Genomic DNA, 15,454 nt, shown 5'->3' with positions numbered 1-15,454 from the left:
CTAGGCATGCGAAGTAAATAGAGGTAGTCGTGAGGGGCCAGCGCCGCAGGCGCTGGTCCTCGCAGAGAAGGCTGCGCTGATGCACCGAACCTACGAGCCAGGCATGATCGTGTTATTGGTCGCTTGGCAGAAAGGCGTATCGACTACGCGCACGACCTAATTGGACGCGGCGAAGACTGGGCCGGTGGCTGCAGCCATCGCACACCCAGCGATGATGCGGGGTAATGCCAGACGCGTCTATTGCGTCATGACAAAAGCCGCTCTGTTGCTACCCAAGGCGCCTCGCCGGCTTCAGTCAGTCGGTAACAGGTGTAGGGGCCTGACTAGGCGTTTTATTGTGGATAGAGCGGGGTCGGGAATACGGAGGCAGCATCACTGCTGGCATTTCTGTCATTGCTCTATCCGTCACGCGGCCAGATGAACGGCCGGTCCGAGAAGCACTGCAGCCATTCTTGGCTGCGAGGCGCTTCGCTAGGGGATTCATTCGTCAAATGACCGCCGCCGACACCGATGTCTCTACGCTACCGAGTCGCTGTACACACTCGGAGGTCCGGTAAAGAGACACTGGGAGATCCGGTAACTGCCGCCTCTGCAGTGACACCGAAACGCCCCCTAGGCCTTGAGCTCGGTGAAGCCTTGCGACTCCATGAATTCGACAAGTGGAGGGGGCAAGGGCACTTGCCCCGAAGGACCTGAACAGCTCCAAGAGCTGGAGCGGTAGGTTACGCGCAAGTCCTGTGCATCGACTTGGACGATCAGCCCCGGCTGGGTCTCGTCGTATGTCTCTTCATAGCGGCAGCCAAGGCCTGGCAAGACTTCCCTCGGACGTGCCTGCAGTGCACAGTACAGTGCGTAGCTTCGCAGTTCGGCGTGATACCCGGACAGCCGCTTGCGCGACACCAAGTAGATCTCATCCAACGCACCTCGGTGTATGAGACGCTCCTTGCAATAGTCGATGAGGCGAGGCTCGGCGATTACGTACCGGCGCCAATCCGTGCAAGTCGCCGCACTGATCAGCGCGTAGAGCGAATCACGCGCGTCGCCATCTATGCCATCTAGCAGCACCTTAAAGGCGGGCCGACCGACAACCCTCAACCAGTTCTCGGATCTCTCGCGGTACGTGCCCCCGTCTGTGCTGCAGAAGGAGAACTTGGAGGCTGCACGTTCGATGAGGTAGTCCTCGATGGACAACATTGCTCGTTCGAGCAGGTGTTCAGCTGAAGCGCGAATGCTTTCATCAAGCACGGCTCGAGCGCGTTGCGAGTAGCGGACAAATGTATCGCGGTCGAAGGACGCTCCGGGAGTGCAGCTAAAGTCGAGCAAGAATCCGATCCTGCCTTGCAGGTACGGGTGCAACTCGGCTTCGGTGAAGAGCGACTCTCGCGTCGGGTCTTCGACGATCAGGCCGGCCTTCCGTATTTCCTCCTTCGCCTGGTCCAGGCCGAATCCGGGGATTGCGGTAGCCTTCGAGAGTGCATCGTAAAGATCGCCCGCATGTTGGGCCAGTGCTTGTACGCCCTTGAGAGTGGTGTTTGCCGTATACACGTCATCGATGCGATGGTTGGCGATGAGATTTGACATCACGCGATCCCACCTGCACCTCTCAGACACCAAGCCAGGACTGTTGGACGTTACCGCATCACTGCTTACCCAAGCAACGACGCTGAATAGGCGAACCAGATCCGCATAGTCGCTTGTAGGGGACAGGGCTCGCTCAAGTGTCTTTATGTCCGCAGGGGAAGCAGGCCCTGAGAAGTGATCCAGAACGATCGAAGCGATCTGGACCGCTGGAGCGGCGAATGCGCCCTGTGCCTCTAGTTCGCGAAGGGGGATGTATCCGCGTGCTTGGCGCAGCTTGTGAAGCCAATCGACCGCTGCCCTGGGGGCCGAGTAGCCGCGTTCTAGCCGGATGCAGGCATTAAAGAACACCATGACGTACATGAATCGCAGATAGAGGTCGTCGACAACCGATGCCACCGCTGCGATGTTCTGTTTCGGTGCCAGCCGCCAGAAAAGGTCCATCCACTTCTGGTCCAGTGCCAAGTCGAAACCCTTGGCCCACGGCTCATTGGCCACTCGCCCGACCAGCCACGCCTTGAAGTTCTCAAACGGCGTCAGCGGCTTGCCGCGGGCGTTCATCTTGATGTACAGGTCGTCCGTCAGGCCAAAGCGCTCTAGGTCGAGGAAGTGGAACGTGATCGGTGGCCGCTCCTCATCGATAAGGCGTTGGTAAAGGCCACTGGTGATGCCAAACACCCTGGCAATCGTGTCGAGCGTGGCCATGCACGCTTTAACTGTGGGGTCGCTGCGCCAGGACAAGAAGAACCAATTGCTGTCGATCAGGACTGCAGACAGCTTGCCGCTCCACCCGCTGCCGTCGGCCGGCGGTTCGAGCACCGCATTTGCTAATGCGTCGAAAAACTCCAGTGAGCTTGGTCGTGTTGCATAGGTGAACCTCGAGCGCCCACGCTGAGTCCACCGCTCCCTGAAGTCCTGCAGTTGTCCTTCGCACATCGCGATATACCAGTGCAACAGAAAGAGGGTTGTGAGCCGCTGCTGTCCGTCGAGCAGAGAAAAAATCTTGCCTCTATCGTCCCCGAAGGTCCCATAGATGAAGTCAAGATCCAGAGCTTGCCCGGGCTCGCCTTGTAAAGTGCCACGCAGCGACACCAGGAATGCGTCGAGGACATCAGCGGACTGCTTGCGACCTTGGGCGTAGTCACGCTGGATAATGGGGATCTCGACCGTATCGACGGCCGAGAAGAGGCTAGCGAACGAGTGTTGGCGGGCATGACTCATATCGCTGCTCCGTGTTTTTTGAAGAACCTGACCAGAGTAGTGACGAGTGCGTCTTGATGCTCCTTGGCATCAGTGGCCGTCCACACGAGCATTTCGTCGACCTTGCTGCTGTAGTATTTCAGGAAGACATTCTTAGTGCATGGGGGAACAAAGCGCCCTGCCTTATCTAGTGCAATGACGCGACGTCTCTTCATCGGAAAGATGGCATTCCCATAGCTTCGGTTGGTGCATGCATCCAGCAACGTTAGGTTGCCCACGCTGTTATCGGTTTCGACATCAGACCCCGGGTCGTATCGATCAATCACGTCGTTAAAAGCAGCCTCGAACGCCAAGGAGTCGAAGGGCTCTAGCTTGAGAAGTGAGCGCAAGCGCTCGCGCAGCGCCTGGTTTGATGAGCTGGTCAAGCTGCCCGCTACCACTTCTGGCTCGGAGAAGTATTCGATAGCTTGCCCAAGCCATGCCTTTTGCGCGTCGACGCGCTGTGGCATGTCCGATTTGACCGATCGAATGTGCTCGAGATCCCACTGATCTCTCTTGAAGTGATCGAAAGGGAACCACGGCCCACTATCCCCCAGTTCCAAAAGCGCAGCGATGTTGAAGAGGAGAAGCAGACGACGAATGGATTGCCCATGCGAATCGTAGTCAAGCGCGGCGACGCGCTCCTTGACAAAGCTGGTAATTTCCATTTCCGGCATGGACGTGCCTAGGGAAATTCTTAATACCTCCCCGATGAGCGCTGACCTGAATGCAGTCTTCGAGTCCGACTTCCGGGCCAGGTTGCGGATCTGTGCGATCTTCACGTCCTGGGTGAGAAGGTAGCCGACAACGTGATACAGGAAGCGATCCCTGTACCACTCGTCGAGCTGCAAAAAAATTCTCTTCACCGCATCCCAATCTCTGGGGACATCGACGTCCTCCCCGGCCAAGTGCGCATTGAATGTGAGGAACATGCTGTTGATGTCCCATTGAGGGGCCGCGCGGCCAAGTTCCTCGGCTCGGAGCTGCAGAACGAGCTCGATGCGGTTCGCCTCCTGCTGACGATTCGTCACGAAGTACCAGAACCCAGGCTCCTGCAGGCGTCGCTCAATTTCGTCCCAGTCCTGCGCGATCCTGAGTTGCTGCAATTGCTTGGCTCGTGAGCCATCGCCGTCGAAGTTGCTGCCCTTGAGAAACAGCGCCTTCACGAGCTCCGAGTTTGTCAGCGGGATCTTGCCCATGTTGAGACGCGTAAAAACGTCGATGGGTATGATCGAGTGGTCGACCTCGTACCAGATGACCTTAACTTCGTTTAGGAAGGCGCCCTGGATGTAGTTGAGACGGTTGATCCGACTCTTGAACCATTCGCGGATTGTTTGGTATGCCTGCCAAATGTGGAAGAAGTCGATGTTTTCGTCGCGCACCTTCTCATTTAGGGATTTCAGGTAGGCCGCACTGTTCGCCCGAGTCTCGTAGCTGAGTGAGAAGAGCTCGGAACGCTCATCCTCAACAAGGCGGTTGTTAAAGTAGGAAAGGATCAGGAAGATCGTTGTCAATCGCTGCTGCCCGTCGATAAGCTCCCAATGGTCGCCGCGCTGAGTCACTACGATCGGCTGAAGGCAGTAGAAGTCCCCTTGGACGGGTTTTGGCCGCAGGGTAAAAGCTGCGACATCGTCAAGCAGCTCTGTCACCTGCCTGGAGGTCCAACGGTATCCTCGCTGATAAGCGGGAATGAAGAACGAATCCGTCATTAGCTCGTTGACCGAGCGCAATTGAAGATCATCAGTGCTCATGTATTCCCTAGTAATGTACGCCGCGAGGTACGCTGCCGATCGGCCGATGCTCCTCTCCGCGAGGATTCTGCCACTTGTCGCATGGTCAACATCGCACTTGGTCGCCAAGATTGCCATGGCACACGTCATCACTGTCGACGTCGTTCATCGCTGATGCAAGGTGGCTCGAGGCGTTAGCATTTATTAGGTTTCCAAGGCAGAGGAGTTCATCGCACTGCCTGTGACGATGGTAGCGAAGTCATTTCAGTTTGTGCCGCTTGAGCTCTCGCTCAAACTCGGCAAATTTAGTTTGCCGATATGCAGAAACCATCCGAAGGACGCTATCATCTGTTAGTGCCTTTAGCTCCGTGCGCTCCCTGCGTAGGATGGCAACGATGTCTTCCTCTTTCAGATTTCGATGGTTTCCGATTGTGGTTGTGATCGCGTCTATCACGTCGGTTGCATAAATGGCGGTCTCTGCAGCCCGCCTGTGCTCAACCCCGGCCAATGTCTTCAGGCCGCAAGCTTTGATCACAGCGTTAGCGCGTGCTCTTTGAATCGCAGTACCTTTTGCTTCAAAGAGCAGTCCTTCGCGAATGCGAATGTGACTAGAGTAGCGATGAACATAGGGATGCACCCAGAGGTAATCGTCAGGCTCGAGCGGATACGAAGCGCCGGCCGCGAGAGGTCCGTTTTTCAGCACGTCAATGTCCAGCTTGTTCCGATTGCATCGCTTGCAACTCGCCACCAAGTTCATCCGCTCGTAGGTGAATCGCGCGTAAAGGGCAATTCCCTTCGGCAGAACGTGATCCAGGTCATGGAGCCCAAGCTCTTCTGAAATCTTCCTTCGACAATAAGCGCAGGCGCTGCCTTGGTGCTTGATCAATTCGGCTCTGAGGCGTGTCCGCAGATCGCTGAGGGTCGGCTTGACCCAGTCCGTCGCCTTCTTCTTCTTTGTGTATTTGGCAACCGTTGTCTGGTCAGTAGCACTCCAGGAGCAGATCGCAAGCTTTTCGTACCCTGGCGCACTCAAGGCTTTACCCCACTGATACGGCAGATGGACGCGATCACCTGGCGAGCGACATCGTCCTCCGGCAATGTCTCTAGGAGCGGAATCAAGCGCTTTGCGATCTTTTTGAGCGCAGTTGCATTCCTTGAGGCTCCGTCTGAGATCAAGGCCATTGCCGACTCTATTTCTTCAACGACGGCAGTCGCTCGTGTGCTGGGCAATCCGAACACATCCTCGAGCACATCCGTCGCCTGCCACCCAACAGGCACGTCCATAAGCCCCACTTCCACCGCTCGACCATCGATAAGGCGCAGGCCGATCAAGTCCGCGTCCTTCGCTCCCAGGCTGCTGACAAGCAGGGGTGAATGGGTTGCTAGGAATAAATGGCAGCCTTCGCAGTGAGATATGCCTTTCAGGAAGTCCGAGATATATTCCCGCTGCCAGGCCGGATGCAGAGCGTTCTCAGGCTCATCAACTAGGAACAACGAGTGGTCCCGCGCGGCAAACGCGGCAGTCGCAAGCGAAGAGAACAATCCCCATTGGCCCGCGCTATATGCCTCAGTGTTTCGCTCCTCGCCGTGACTGTCGACGAGCAAGAGGTTCTCGAGACGCAGAAACCCGGCGATGAGTCCAAAGTGAATGGCGCGGGGAGAGAACTGTGCTCCGGCTGCTGGATGAGCCGCACTGAGGTCCAAGTTGACTTGCATCCGCCCCCCTGGCAGTTCTTTTGTGAATAGGTATAGCTGTTCTGCCTCACGAAACAATGCGTTGTCACTGAGCGCTCGATGGATTTGATCGTGGAAACGAGGATGCTTACTTACTCCTGGAGGGGAAGAGGCATCGCTCAAAAACGCGTCAAGTGTGGGGACGGTGTTATGGCGCCTATTGGGCGCTGCTGTCGGGCGGCGCACCAACTGCACGCTCAGCTTGTACGGGACCGTGGTCTTCTCAGAGAGTTCTGAAATGAAAGCTGAGACTGAATCCGGAACCGAGTCGAGTTGCAGCACCTCAGCCAACAAGGTCTGAACACTCTGAGTTCGGCTGACGAGGTTCCTGCCTGTCCGAGGCCCCACGTACGCATATTGTGCAATGTCATATCTGGTCAGCATGCGTGTCTCGCCAAAGTTCGCGCGCGCAGGAAACCGATCTATCGCTGACGACGATACAGCCACCACTCGGTCCGGAGGGGCCGTGGTCCATCCCGTGGCGCATGTTGGTAGACCAGACCGGCGCTTGTCGTCCGGGGCTCTGTCGAGCGCATCCTCGAGTAGACCGCGCAGCACCGAGCTCTTCTGAGTCCCATTGACGCCCAAAAGCACGGATACTCGGTTCTTTGGACTGGTCCCATTCAGTCTAATGCTCTGATCCGGATGAAACGGAAGCGCGAAGGAACGAACGAGTGTCATAGGCCTCCCTGACTGTGGTTATCTTTGATATCTTAAGCGGTCAGCGCAGCCGCCTTTCAACTGACCGGATCTACCGCCGCCGATTGACTAGGAGGTCTGCCGTCCGCTTCTACAACGACTGGTGCCCACATTAGGCTCTGAACATGAGAGCCTCCGCTGAGGTGTTTCCATCAGCGGCTTGTCCTGAGCAGGTTTTTGCTGGGTCAATACATCTGAAGATGTGTCAGGTACTATTTACCGGTCGCTTACTAATGCGTTATGACATTTCTGTAGCATTTGGCGAAGCGTCTGGCGCGTCTGCGGATCGGAAAGTCCTTTCCTGCCATCACACGCCACCAGGCGGTCTAGGATGGTGGTAGGCCAGTCCTCAATGTCGTCGTCCAAGGCCAGCCATTGCCTGGGCTTTCTGCGTGTCACGTCTGCCAGGATCTGCTGGCCACGCGAAGTGTTTTGAAAGCTCGCCAGGAGCCAGGGGTTCGCCCCATGGACACGCCTGTGAAAAGTGCCGCCGATGAAACGTTTACGCATTTGCTCCGGCAACCGTTGCAGCGTCTTTACATAACCAGGGCGGATGCACCAGGTACTGCTGAGCACAAGGGCGACTTGCGGGTAGGGGGCGAGTTCTTCTTGCAAAAGGGGGAGCCACTCGAACAAGGAGTGCCCGGCGGCTTGGTATGGGCTCATGTAGATGCCAAACCGTGGATGCCAAAGCACAGCTTCATGGTGAACTACGCCGTCAAGGTCAAGATACAAAACCACGTCAGCGCTGCGAGGCGAAGACGCAGGGATGTAGGGGGTTGAGAGGCCTGCGGACGTGCTGGTCATGCGGGTATTTTCAGGCAGGATGGAGTCTTTGTCGTTGAGCATCCAAGCGATGTCTAAGAGGAATGCCTGAGAAAGGCATGTCCACTCGATTTGGCTCCAATCGGTCGCAAACCTTCCTTCCTGGCGCGCTCAGAACTTTGCCTCAGCTCACTCACATGTGCGCGGCCTGCTTGGGCGCGTTAAAGACTGGGCCGATGGTCGCAGCTGTCACACGCCCAGCGATGACGCCGGGCTGCTCGCCGAATTGCGCCAGGAGATTGCGGACTTTCCCAGCCATGGCTACCGACGTGCGTGTGCCTTGGTAAACCGCCAGCGCACATGCCTATGCCGTCATGGCACAAGACGCCCTGCTGATGCCATCAACCAGACTGGCAAAGCTGTGGACAACGCCGGTACCATCGCAATCAGCACTGTACCTATGAAGATTGCCACCATGGCGGGCAGCACTGCTTGGACCACGTAGCGAATGGGCTTGCCGAACACGGCAAAGGCGAAGTAGATATTCATGTCAGCCGCTGGGCATCGGAAGCTTGCGTCCACGGCCACCAGAAAGATGATGACGAAGTGCACTCAGCAGGGGCACCGAAGTCAGTCATCAATCACTGCCTAGGTGCGATGTTCCCTCATGCGGCAGAGAAGGATTCTGTGCGACGCGCGCCGCGCTTGACCATCGATGAAGCGCGTGAACTGGAGATCGCTACTGCCCTTGCAGCCCCAGACGGATGAATTTGTGGGCTGCAAGCGTGTCTGTTCACTGAGATACAACACCCACGCCTACCTGAGCCTTCCTGCCCGCTGAACAGCTCAGTCCGCTCCAAGTAGGTCCGATAATTGTCGGCACACCACATGGGGGCGGTCGTCCACCGACTAGGCACAACTATGAATTTGACCGAACTACTGGCCACAAAAGCTGCTCTGGAAGCAGAAATCGTCAAGGCAAAGAAAGCTGAAGCGACTACCGCGCTACGCCGCGTGCAAGAGCTCGTTACCGAGTTTGGACTCACCTCTCAACAAGTCTTCCCGTTGCTACCCATAAAAAGCAACAAGCAAAGTGTGGCCATGTACCGGAATGCTGCCACAGGCGCTACATGGACAGGGCGGGGCAAGCCTCCTGCATGGATAGTTGGCAAGGACCGCAGCGACTTTCTCATCGCTCAACCCGCCCAACACGAAGGCCCATTCCTCGCAGAGATGGCTGCTGCGGCAGACCGCAGCAGAGCCTGAGCGTGTTTGAGGCGTGGACTGCCCCTGGTCCGGTAGACAAGCACCACCTATCAGGCGGAGCTCGACCGCCGCATCAAGTCCTGAAGGCATTCGTCGACCAGCACCGCCAGCAGTGTGGGGTAGAGTCGATCTGCCGCGTCTTGCGAATCGCCCCATCGGCATACTGGCGCCATGCCGCGTGTCAGCGCAACCCGGCCGTGCGCTCGTTGCGAGCCCAGCGCGATACACAGCTGCTGGCGCAGGTGCAGCGCGTCTGGCAGGCCAACCACCAAGTCTATGGCGTCGAGAAGGTCTGGCGCCAGCTCAACCGCGAAGGTGTTGCGGTGGCACGTTGCACCGTCGAGCGCCTGATGCGCCAATTCGGGCTGCAGGGCGTGCGCCGCGGCAAGGCGGTGCGGACCACCTTTCCTGATTCCAAGGCGCCATGCCCGCTGGACCAGGTCAATCGGCAGTTCCGTGCCGAGCGGCCCAACCAGCTCTATGTCTCGGACTTCACCTATGTCTCGACCTGGCAGGGATGGGTCTACGTGGCATTCGTGGTGGACGTGTTCAGCCGGCGCGTTGTGGGCTGGCGGCAGAGCAGCTCGATGCACACCGAGTTCGTGCTCGACGAGCTGGAGCAGGCGCTGTACGACCGCAAACCGTCTGACGACCACTCTGACAGGGTTCGCAATAAGTGTCCATCCGCTACAGCGAACGCTTGGCCGAGGCCGGATCGAGCCCTCAGTGGGCTCCAAGGGCGAAAGCTATGATAACGCGTTGGCCGAGGCCATTAACGGGCTCTACAAGGCCGAGGTCATTCATCGGCGCGGGCCGTGGAAGGCCAAACAGGCGGTGGAACTGGCGACGCTGGAATGGGTGGCTTGGTTCAATCATCATCGGCTGATGGGGCCGCTGGGCCACGTCCCGCCTGCCGAGTTCGAAGCCAACTACCATCGACAACGCGCTGATAAGGCCGTGACCGTCTGACTTAAACCACCTGGCCTCCGCAGAGCCCGGGGCGATTCACTTGGCCGTCGTTGCACCCGACGTGGCACAGCGGCTGCAAGCCGCAAGAAGCCTTGACCAGGCCCTTTCCTCCGAGCCGATGCTGGCCTACAGCTTCGAGCTGCCGCCGATTGAGCAGTGGCTGCTGGCCAATGATCTTCAGCGCAATCCGCTGAGCCCTGCGCTGATCGGTCAGGATCTGAGAACCTTGCGCAATCTGATCATCGGCGGCTTCGGATGGTCTGTGTTGCCGATGTACCTGTGTGCAGATGTTCTGCAGCGCAGGACCGTGGTTGAAATCCCTTCACCGGTTAGTCGAACAACGCTGAGCTATCACTTGGTCTGGTCACCAAGTGCATTGCGAAATCCGGAGCGTGCGCAACACGAGATGAGCAAGCGAGCGGCCTGACGACTGACGCAAGAACTACCTTGACACACGCCGCGTCTCAGCTAATTTGATATCTCACATGAAGCCCTCAACACGCCCGTCTGCAGCCCGCAGAGCAACGGCATGGCCGAGAGCTTCGTCAACACCTTCAAGCGCGACTATGTGGCGCGCATGGACCTAAGTGACGCGCAGACGGTACTGGCACAACCGCCAGCGGCCTTCGAGCACTTCAACGAGGTGCATCCGCATTCTTCGCTAAAAATGCGGTCGCCTCGGGAGTTAAGGCGACAACAGGCTGCAGGGGCTGACGAGCTAATAGGGTGGGGTCGGGAATGCGGGGGCAACATCAACCGGTTGGCCCCCGGGAAAACGACTCACCAGCGGCACCTCCATCAGTAGTCGCGCGGTGCCAGGCCAACCAGTAGCGAGTCGGGTTCGCGGCTGAAAGCCTCACGCACCCCGAAGTTGTGACCGTATATCGCCCCGACGTCGAGTTTTGTGAGGTCCAGCAGCGTCCACATCTGCTTGCCCATCGATTCCTTGACGCTGGAAGAGATCAGGCTGGGCAGGTTATGGGCAATTACTCGCCGGATTATTTCGTTGATGACAAAGGCCGCAATGGTTCCCACGGTGCCAAAGTAGGACAGGGCTGAGAGCGCCCCGATCACGCACTCGCAGCTGAACGGTGTGATGTCCAGGTTCAGCAGCTCAGGCATCAGTACGATTTTCCCGTCTGGCTGCAGGCGTGGCGTGATGCCGAAACTGATCGATGACGGGCCAGTTTTACGGTTGTGCGCCCAGAAGATCCCCGCCGTTGCTCTACCCACGCAGGGGATATCCACGTTCACGCTGCCTGTGCCAGTGACGTAGAAATCGATGGTGAGCACAATCGTCGCCCGGGGGTCCTTCAGGCTCGCCTTGACGTTCGAAAAGCCAATCGAATAGTCGAATGTCCACCCAAAGAAGCCATTGTCCTCTTCGTAGTCGTTGATGGCTGGGTAGGGGCCTGCTGTCAATGCATTGACGGTCGCCTGGGGGATGTAGAGCCCCACGTCGGCCGCAACGGGCGTGTCTACTGGCCAGGGCGGATTGCGGGGAGGGGGAATACTGACATTGACGGGAAGAGGGGCTCCGTCGTACTCCCCTTCCACGCGATCAGGCGGGGTGATGACTATCTCGGGGGCGGTCGCACCACATTCGCAACGCTGGCCCTCATCGAGGGTCCATCCGTTCTTCGCGATGATGAGCAGGCCATCCGGGATGACCACAAGCTCTCCAGCCCCTGTGAACTGAACGGTCGGAAAGATCTTCTGCAGGTCAATCTTGGGGGCGCCCGTGAAGATTTTGCGCACTGCCGTAGGGGCGACGGACCCAGCCACTAGCCCTTCCAGCCGAGCAATTTCTCTGTCGCTCAAGCCTAGTGCGGTGGCATTCGCAGCCGCGTTGGGGTCCGTATCGATGGTGGTCCGGAAATCCAGGTGAACCTCGCCCAGCGCCAGCGTGTTCTTGCTCGCTGTGCCCGTGGTGCTCACCCGAACGACCTCCAGATCTACCTCGAACAAGCCCACTGACGTATCCCCAGCCTTGGTGACCCCGAAGCGGGCAGAAAAAGAGGCTGTGCTCTCGATCAGAAATCTGCCGGTGGTGCCACCATCTGGAGGCAATGTCACCTTCCAATTCACCTGTTTGGGCTGGTAGCTGCAACCCACCAACCCTATCTGAACGACCGGAACATCCGGGTACTGCTGGTACTGGCCAACAAACCGCGACAGCGCGACGACCAGGCGCCGCGTCAGGAGATCAATCAGCAGGCGGTCGCTGATCACTATTGCTGGGTCCGTCTGAGCGTGCGATGCGACGAGCTGATGCAACTTGGTTCCCATCATCCCCTCCAGGTGAAGTTCGGCGCCCATGATCCGTTTAGGGTTTGTGGGCGTCAACATTTATTCGGCCGTTGCAGGTACAGCTTCGGGATTTGCGCAGAAGCAAGGGGAGCTTGAATGTGTGTGCAAGTTTCAGGCCCAGCACGCGTGTCAGTGTCCTCGTTTCGGCGGCGATGTAGGTACCGTCGTTGTCACGCAAGAATTCCAGTGCATGGTCCGCTTGGACTGCATCGACTGAACCGAAGCGGCGCTCCACAGCCTCGATGAGCATATCGCGCACCGGCTCGCATGGCAGCCCCTTGCTCTCTCATGCGCGCCAAGCCATCACCTCATGGTCGCAGCAATCCTTCGTGAAGGTGGTCGTTATGGCCAGGCCTGAGTAGCACTTGATTTCCAGACCATCGGAGCACCGTCGCAGGTCGCTGCGGAGACCGCCTCCCAGCCTTCATGCGAGCGGAGAGGCTGGCCCCGGCATGGCGCGATAGACGTGTTGGGCATTGCCCCTCGGGGCGCCCCCACGCTCTACGTTCGGGGTTCATAGCCGGCAAACGATCTTATGGAGCATGAATGTTTAGATGTGATCTAGTCTCATCTATTTATGTGTTGTCTCAACTAATTTGATATCTCACAGCCGCCTCCGACCAGGGCCACGGCACTGGCCGTGTGATGCGGACTGGCCGTGGGGCGCTGGCGCCAGCGCTCCGGCGTGAAGCGGCCGGCCAGGCTGGCGATGGCGGCGGCTTCCAGTGCCTCGTCGTCACTCATGGGCGGCAGCAGGTCGGCAAAGCGCTGGGCCAGCATGGATTTGCCCGAACCCGGCGGCCCCACCAGCAGCAGGCCGTGGCCTCCGGCCGCCGCAATTTCCAGCGCGCGCCGCGCCTGTGCCTGGCCACGCACCTCGGCCAGGTCCAGGCTGCTGCGCACTGGGGCAGCGGGCTGTGGTTGCACCGCATGCCAGCCCGGGCCGGAGCATGTCTGGGTGTCGCCTGCTGCCGGCAAGGCGTCGGTTTCGTCGGTTTCGTCGGTCTCGCCGGTGTCCTCGCTTTCGTCGCTGCAGCAGGCACAGTCCGTGTCCTGCTCCGTCTGCACCAGGGCATTGGCCGAGCGAGTGATGAAGCGGCGCACCACGTCCAGCAGGTGGTGCGCGCAGAACACCTGGGCCGACGGCACAAAGGCCGCCTCCTGCGCGCTGCCCGGCGGCAGGACCAGGCGGGCGCCGTCCTGCTGGCGGTGCAGGGCCAGGGCCGTGGCCAGCGCGCCGCGCACGGGCCGCAGCGCGCCCGACAGCGACAGCTCGCCTGCGAATTCATACTCGGCCAGTGCATCGCCATTGATCTGGCCGCTGGCCGCGAGAATGCCCAGCGCAATGGGCAGGTCGAAGCGCCCCGAATCCTTGGGCAGGTCGGCGGGCGCCAGGTTGACGATGATGCGTTTGTTGCTCGGGAACTCCAGCCCGGAATTCAGCAGTGCCGAGCGCACGCGTTCACGCGCTTCCTTGACCTCGACATCGGCCAGACCCACCAGCGTGAACGACGGCAGGCCGTTGGCCAGATGCACTTCCACGGTGACACGCGGGGCGGCCAGCCCCAGCAGCGCACGACTTTGAACCAGGGCCAGACCCATGGGCACCTCGCAGAAACGACAGACACAAAGACAGACACAAAGCCAGACACAAAGGAAGAGGCCGCCAGCGGTGCGGCGGCCTCGGTGACCCAGTATGGCAACGGCCTTGGACCTTGTGGGCGGCGGGTGCGGCGCTGCCCCCAAATCTCAGAATGTTCTGACCCTTGCGGCGCAAAAATCAGAACAGCTTCACCAGCGCCGGCACACTCAGCACGGCCGTGTAGTAGCCCATGAACTGCACGCCGGTGTTGAAGCCGAAGCCGCGTGACAGCAGGCCGCCGAGCAGGCCCATGGTCAGGATCACGAGCAGGCCCAGCAACTGGCCTTCCCAGACGCTGATGACGATGATCAGGCCCACGAAGGTGGCGATGATGGCCTCGTGGCTGACCCGGCGCGAGACGAACAGCGCCGCGCTGCGCGCGAAGTTCATGGCGAAGGGGTAGGACACGATGGCCGCCAGCAGCACGGCCAGCATGCCGTAGCCCAGGAACTCCCAGTGGCTGAGCAGGTTGTGCAGGTTGTTCACCTGGCCCGTGGCGGCATCGACGGTGAAGCGCGGCGGCGCGTTGAACAGCGGCGCGGCGGGGCCGGCGGCCACCGGGCTCAGCGGCAGGCCGAAGGCGATCAGCGGGATCAGCGCCTCGGCGATGTAGGTGGCCTCGGTCACGCCGTTGCGCGCGCTCAGCACCGTGGTCAGGCGGTGGTAGGCATGCTTGATGCGCGAGCCCACCAGCTCGCCCAGCACCACGGTCATGGCCACGGGGCTGAAGACGAAGGTGGCGCTGGAGATGGTGGCCGTGGCCAGGGTCCAGCGCGTCTGCACGCGGTCCAGCACCTTGAGCGGGTTGGGGAAGTAGCCTGACCAGCCCTTCACGTCGGGCGCCAGGTTGAACTGGCGCACCTTGTCGCGCAGCATGCGCTGGCGGCCGGCCGGCGAGATCACGGTGAACAGGTCGGCGATCAGCGGCCCGATGGCAATGCCCAGGAAGTAGCTGATGCTGAGCTTGACCTCGTATTTGGCGGTGAGGCTTTGCAGCGCAATGATGACCACCACGAACGGAATCAGCAGCATCACCGAGGCCCAGCGCCCCGCCGAGAAGTAGGCGATGAGGAGGGCGGCGGCCAGGAAGATCCAGGGCGCCGTCTTGGTGATCATGCTGCCGAAGGGCGCCAGCATCACGGCGAACAGCACGGCCAGCGGCACGGCGACAAAGGCCGCGACGATGCCGCCCGAGACCATTTTGCGCAGCGCGATGTGGGGCACGCCCAGCTTGCGCAGCATGTTGGCGTCCTGCAGCAGCGGCGTGGCCAGCGTGTCGCCGGGAATGCCCAGCAGCGCCGTGGGCACGGCATGCGTCATGTGCTTGGCCACGGCGCCGGCCAGGAAGAAGGTGAACACGCCGGCGGGCGGCACGCCCAGCAGCACCACCAGCAGGGTGAGCGGGGCCAGCGTGGTGGTCTCGTCCGTGCCGGAGACCAGGCCGATGGCGGCGAACACCACGGCGCCTATCAGTCCCATCGCGGCTGCGACGGCGATGTCATTGGTCAGCAGGGTTTCCATC

10 protein-coding genes, 6 pseudogenes and 1 other annotated feature are annotated in these 15,454 nt (G+C 59.7%); of the genes and pseudogenes, 6 read left to right on the top strand and 10 right to left on the bottom strand.

Annotated features, from left to right (window positions below):
* Positions 1–17: 17 nt before the first annotated feature.
* Positions 18–298: pseudogene (locus ACM14_RS30440) on the top strand (hypothetical protein); the annotation flags it as partial.
* A gap of 314 nt (positions 299–612) precedes the next feature.
* Here ACM14_RS30440 and ACM14_RS04130 read toward each other — a convergent pair.
* The 5 genes from ACM14_RS04130 to ACM14_RS04110 all read right to left on the bottom strand — a co-directional run bounded on the left by ACM14_RS04130 (position 613) and on the right by ACM14_RS04110 (position 7,829).
* Positions 613–2,799, bottom strand: coding sequence for a DUF262 domain-containing protein (locus ACM14_RS04130; RefSeq protein WP_065345420.1), 2,187 nt, complete (start codon positions 2,797–2,799; stop codon positions 613–615).
* Positions 2,796–4,568 carry a DUF262 domain-containing protein gene (locus tag ACM14_RS04125; RefSeq protein WP_065345488.1) on the bottom strand — a complete coding sequence of 591 codons (1,773 nt, stop codon included), beginning with the start codon at positions 4,566–4,568 and terminating at the stop codon, positions 2,796–2,798. The genes ACM14_RS04130 and ACM14_RS04125 overlap by 4 nt, the downstream gene beginning before the upstream one ends.
* 238 nt (positions 4,569–4,806) lie before the next feature.
* The gene (locus tag ACM14_RS04120; RefSeq protein WP_065345419.1) at positions 4,807–5,580 is read right to left on the bottom strand and encodes an HNH endonuclease; all 774 of its coding nucleotides are present in this window, start codon (positions 5,578–5,580) and stop codon (positions 4,807–4,809) included.
* Entirely contained in the window at positions 5,577–6,665 is a 1,089-nt protein-coding gene (locus ACM14_RS30435; protein WP_175403239.1) for an AAA family ATPase, read from the bottom strand. The genes ACM14_RS04120 and ACM14_RS30435 overlap by 4 nt, the downstream gene beginning before the upstream one ends.
* Before the next feature lie 531 nt (positions 6,666–7,196).
* Positions 7,197–7,829, bottom strand: a complete 633-nt coding sequence (locus ACM14_RS04110; protein ID WP_254661995.1) for an HAD domain-containing protein — start codon at positions 7,827–7,829, stop codon at positions 7,197–7,199.
* 103 nt (positions 7,830–7,932) lie between these two features.
* On the opposite strand from ACM14_RS04110, the pseudogene ACM14_RS31360 reads away from it, so the two are divergent.
* Positions 7,933–8,106 (top strand): annotated as a pseudogene (locus ACM14_RS31360) (IS3 family transposase); the annotation flags it as partial.
* A gap of 11 nt (positions 8,107–8,117) precedes the next feature.
* On the opposite strand, the gene ACM14_RS32000 reads toward ACM14_RS31360, so the two are convergent.
* Positions 8,118–8,294 carry a hypothetical protein gene (locus tag ACM14_RS32000; RefSeq protein WP_175403238.1) on the bottom strand — a complete coding sequence of 59 codons (177 nt, stop codon included), beginning with the start codon at positions 8,292–8,294 and terminating at the stop codon, positions 8,118–8,120.
* Between the two features lie 372 nt (positions 8,295–8,666).
* Here ACM14_RS32000 and ACM14_RS30430 point away from each other — a divergent pair, with 372 nt between their 5' ends.
* The 4 genes and pseudogenes from ACM14_RS30430 to ACM14_RS30425 all read left to right on the top strand — a co-directional run.
* Positions 8,667–9,011, top strand: a complete 345-nt coding sequence (locus ACM14_RS30430; RefSeq protein ID WP_084027301.1) for an H-NS family nucleoid-associated regulatory protein — start codon at positions 8,667–8,669, stop codon at positions 9,009–9,011.
* Positions 9,012–9,055: 44 nt separating this feature from the next.
* Positions 9,056–9,166 (top strand) — a sequence feature (AL1L pseudoknot).
* Positions 9,065–9,980 (top strand): annotated as a pseudogene (locus ACM14_RS04100) (IS3 family transposase); the annotation flags it as partial. It overlaps the preceding feature by 102 nt.
* A 40-nt stretch (positions 9,981–10,020) precedes the next feature.
* The gene (locus ACM14_RS04095) at positions 10,021–10,407 is read left to right on the top strand and encodes a LysR substrate-binding domain-containing protein (protein WP_065345416.1); all 387 of its coding nucleotides are present in this window, start codon (positions 10,021–10,023) and stop codon (positions 10,405–10,407) included.
* A gap of 60 nt (positions 10,408–10,467) precedes the next feature.
* Positions 10,468–10,785: pseudogene (locus tag ACM14_RS30425) on the top strand (integrase core domain-containing protein); the annotation flags it as partial.
* On the opposite strand, the gene ACM14_RS04085 reads toward ACM14_RS30425, so the two are convergent.
* From ACM14_RS04085 to ACM14_RS04070, 4 genes and pseudogenes are all read right to left on the bottom strand, one after another.
* Positions 10,779–12,299, bottom strand: a complete 1,521-nt coding sequence (locus ACM14_RS04085) for a hypothetical protein (protein WP_065345414.1) — start codon at positions 12,297–12,299, stop codon at positions 10,779–10,781. The pseudogene ACM14_RS30425 and the gene ACM14_RS04085 overlap by 7 nt on opposite strands.
* 88 nt (positions 12,300–12,387) lie before the next feature.
* Positions 12,388–12,749, bottom strand: a pseudogene (locus ACM14_RS31355) (IS3 family transposase); the annotation flags it as partial.
* A gap of 150 nt (positions 12,750–12,899) precedes the next feature.
* A pseudogene (locus tag ACM14_RS32360) lies at positions 12,900–13,892 on the bottom strand (YifB family Mg chelatase-like AAA ATPase); the annotation flags it as partial.
* Positions 13,893–14,070: 178 nt separating this feature from the next.
* Positions 14,071–15,453, bottom strand: a complete 1,383-nt coding sequence (locus ACM14_RS04070) for a tripartite tricarboxylate transporter permease (protein WP_065345412.1) — start codon at positions 15,451–15,453, stop codon at positions 14,071–14,073.
* Between the last annotated feature and the right edge of the window lies 1 nt (position 15,454).

Source organism: Delftia sp. JD2 (genome assembly GCF_001682645.1).
Taxonomy (GTDB): Bacteria; Pseudomonadota; Gammaproteobacteria; order Burkholderiales; family Burkholderiaceae_C; genus Comamonas; species Comamonas acidovorans.
This window is presented reverse-complemented; position numbering and strand designations above follow the sequence as displayed.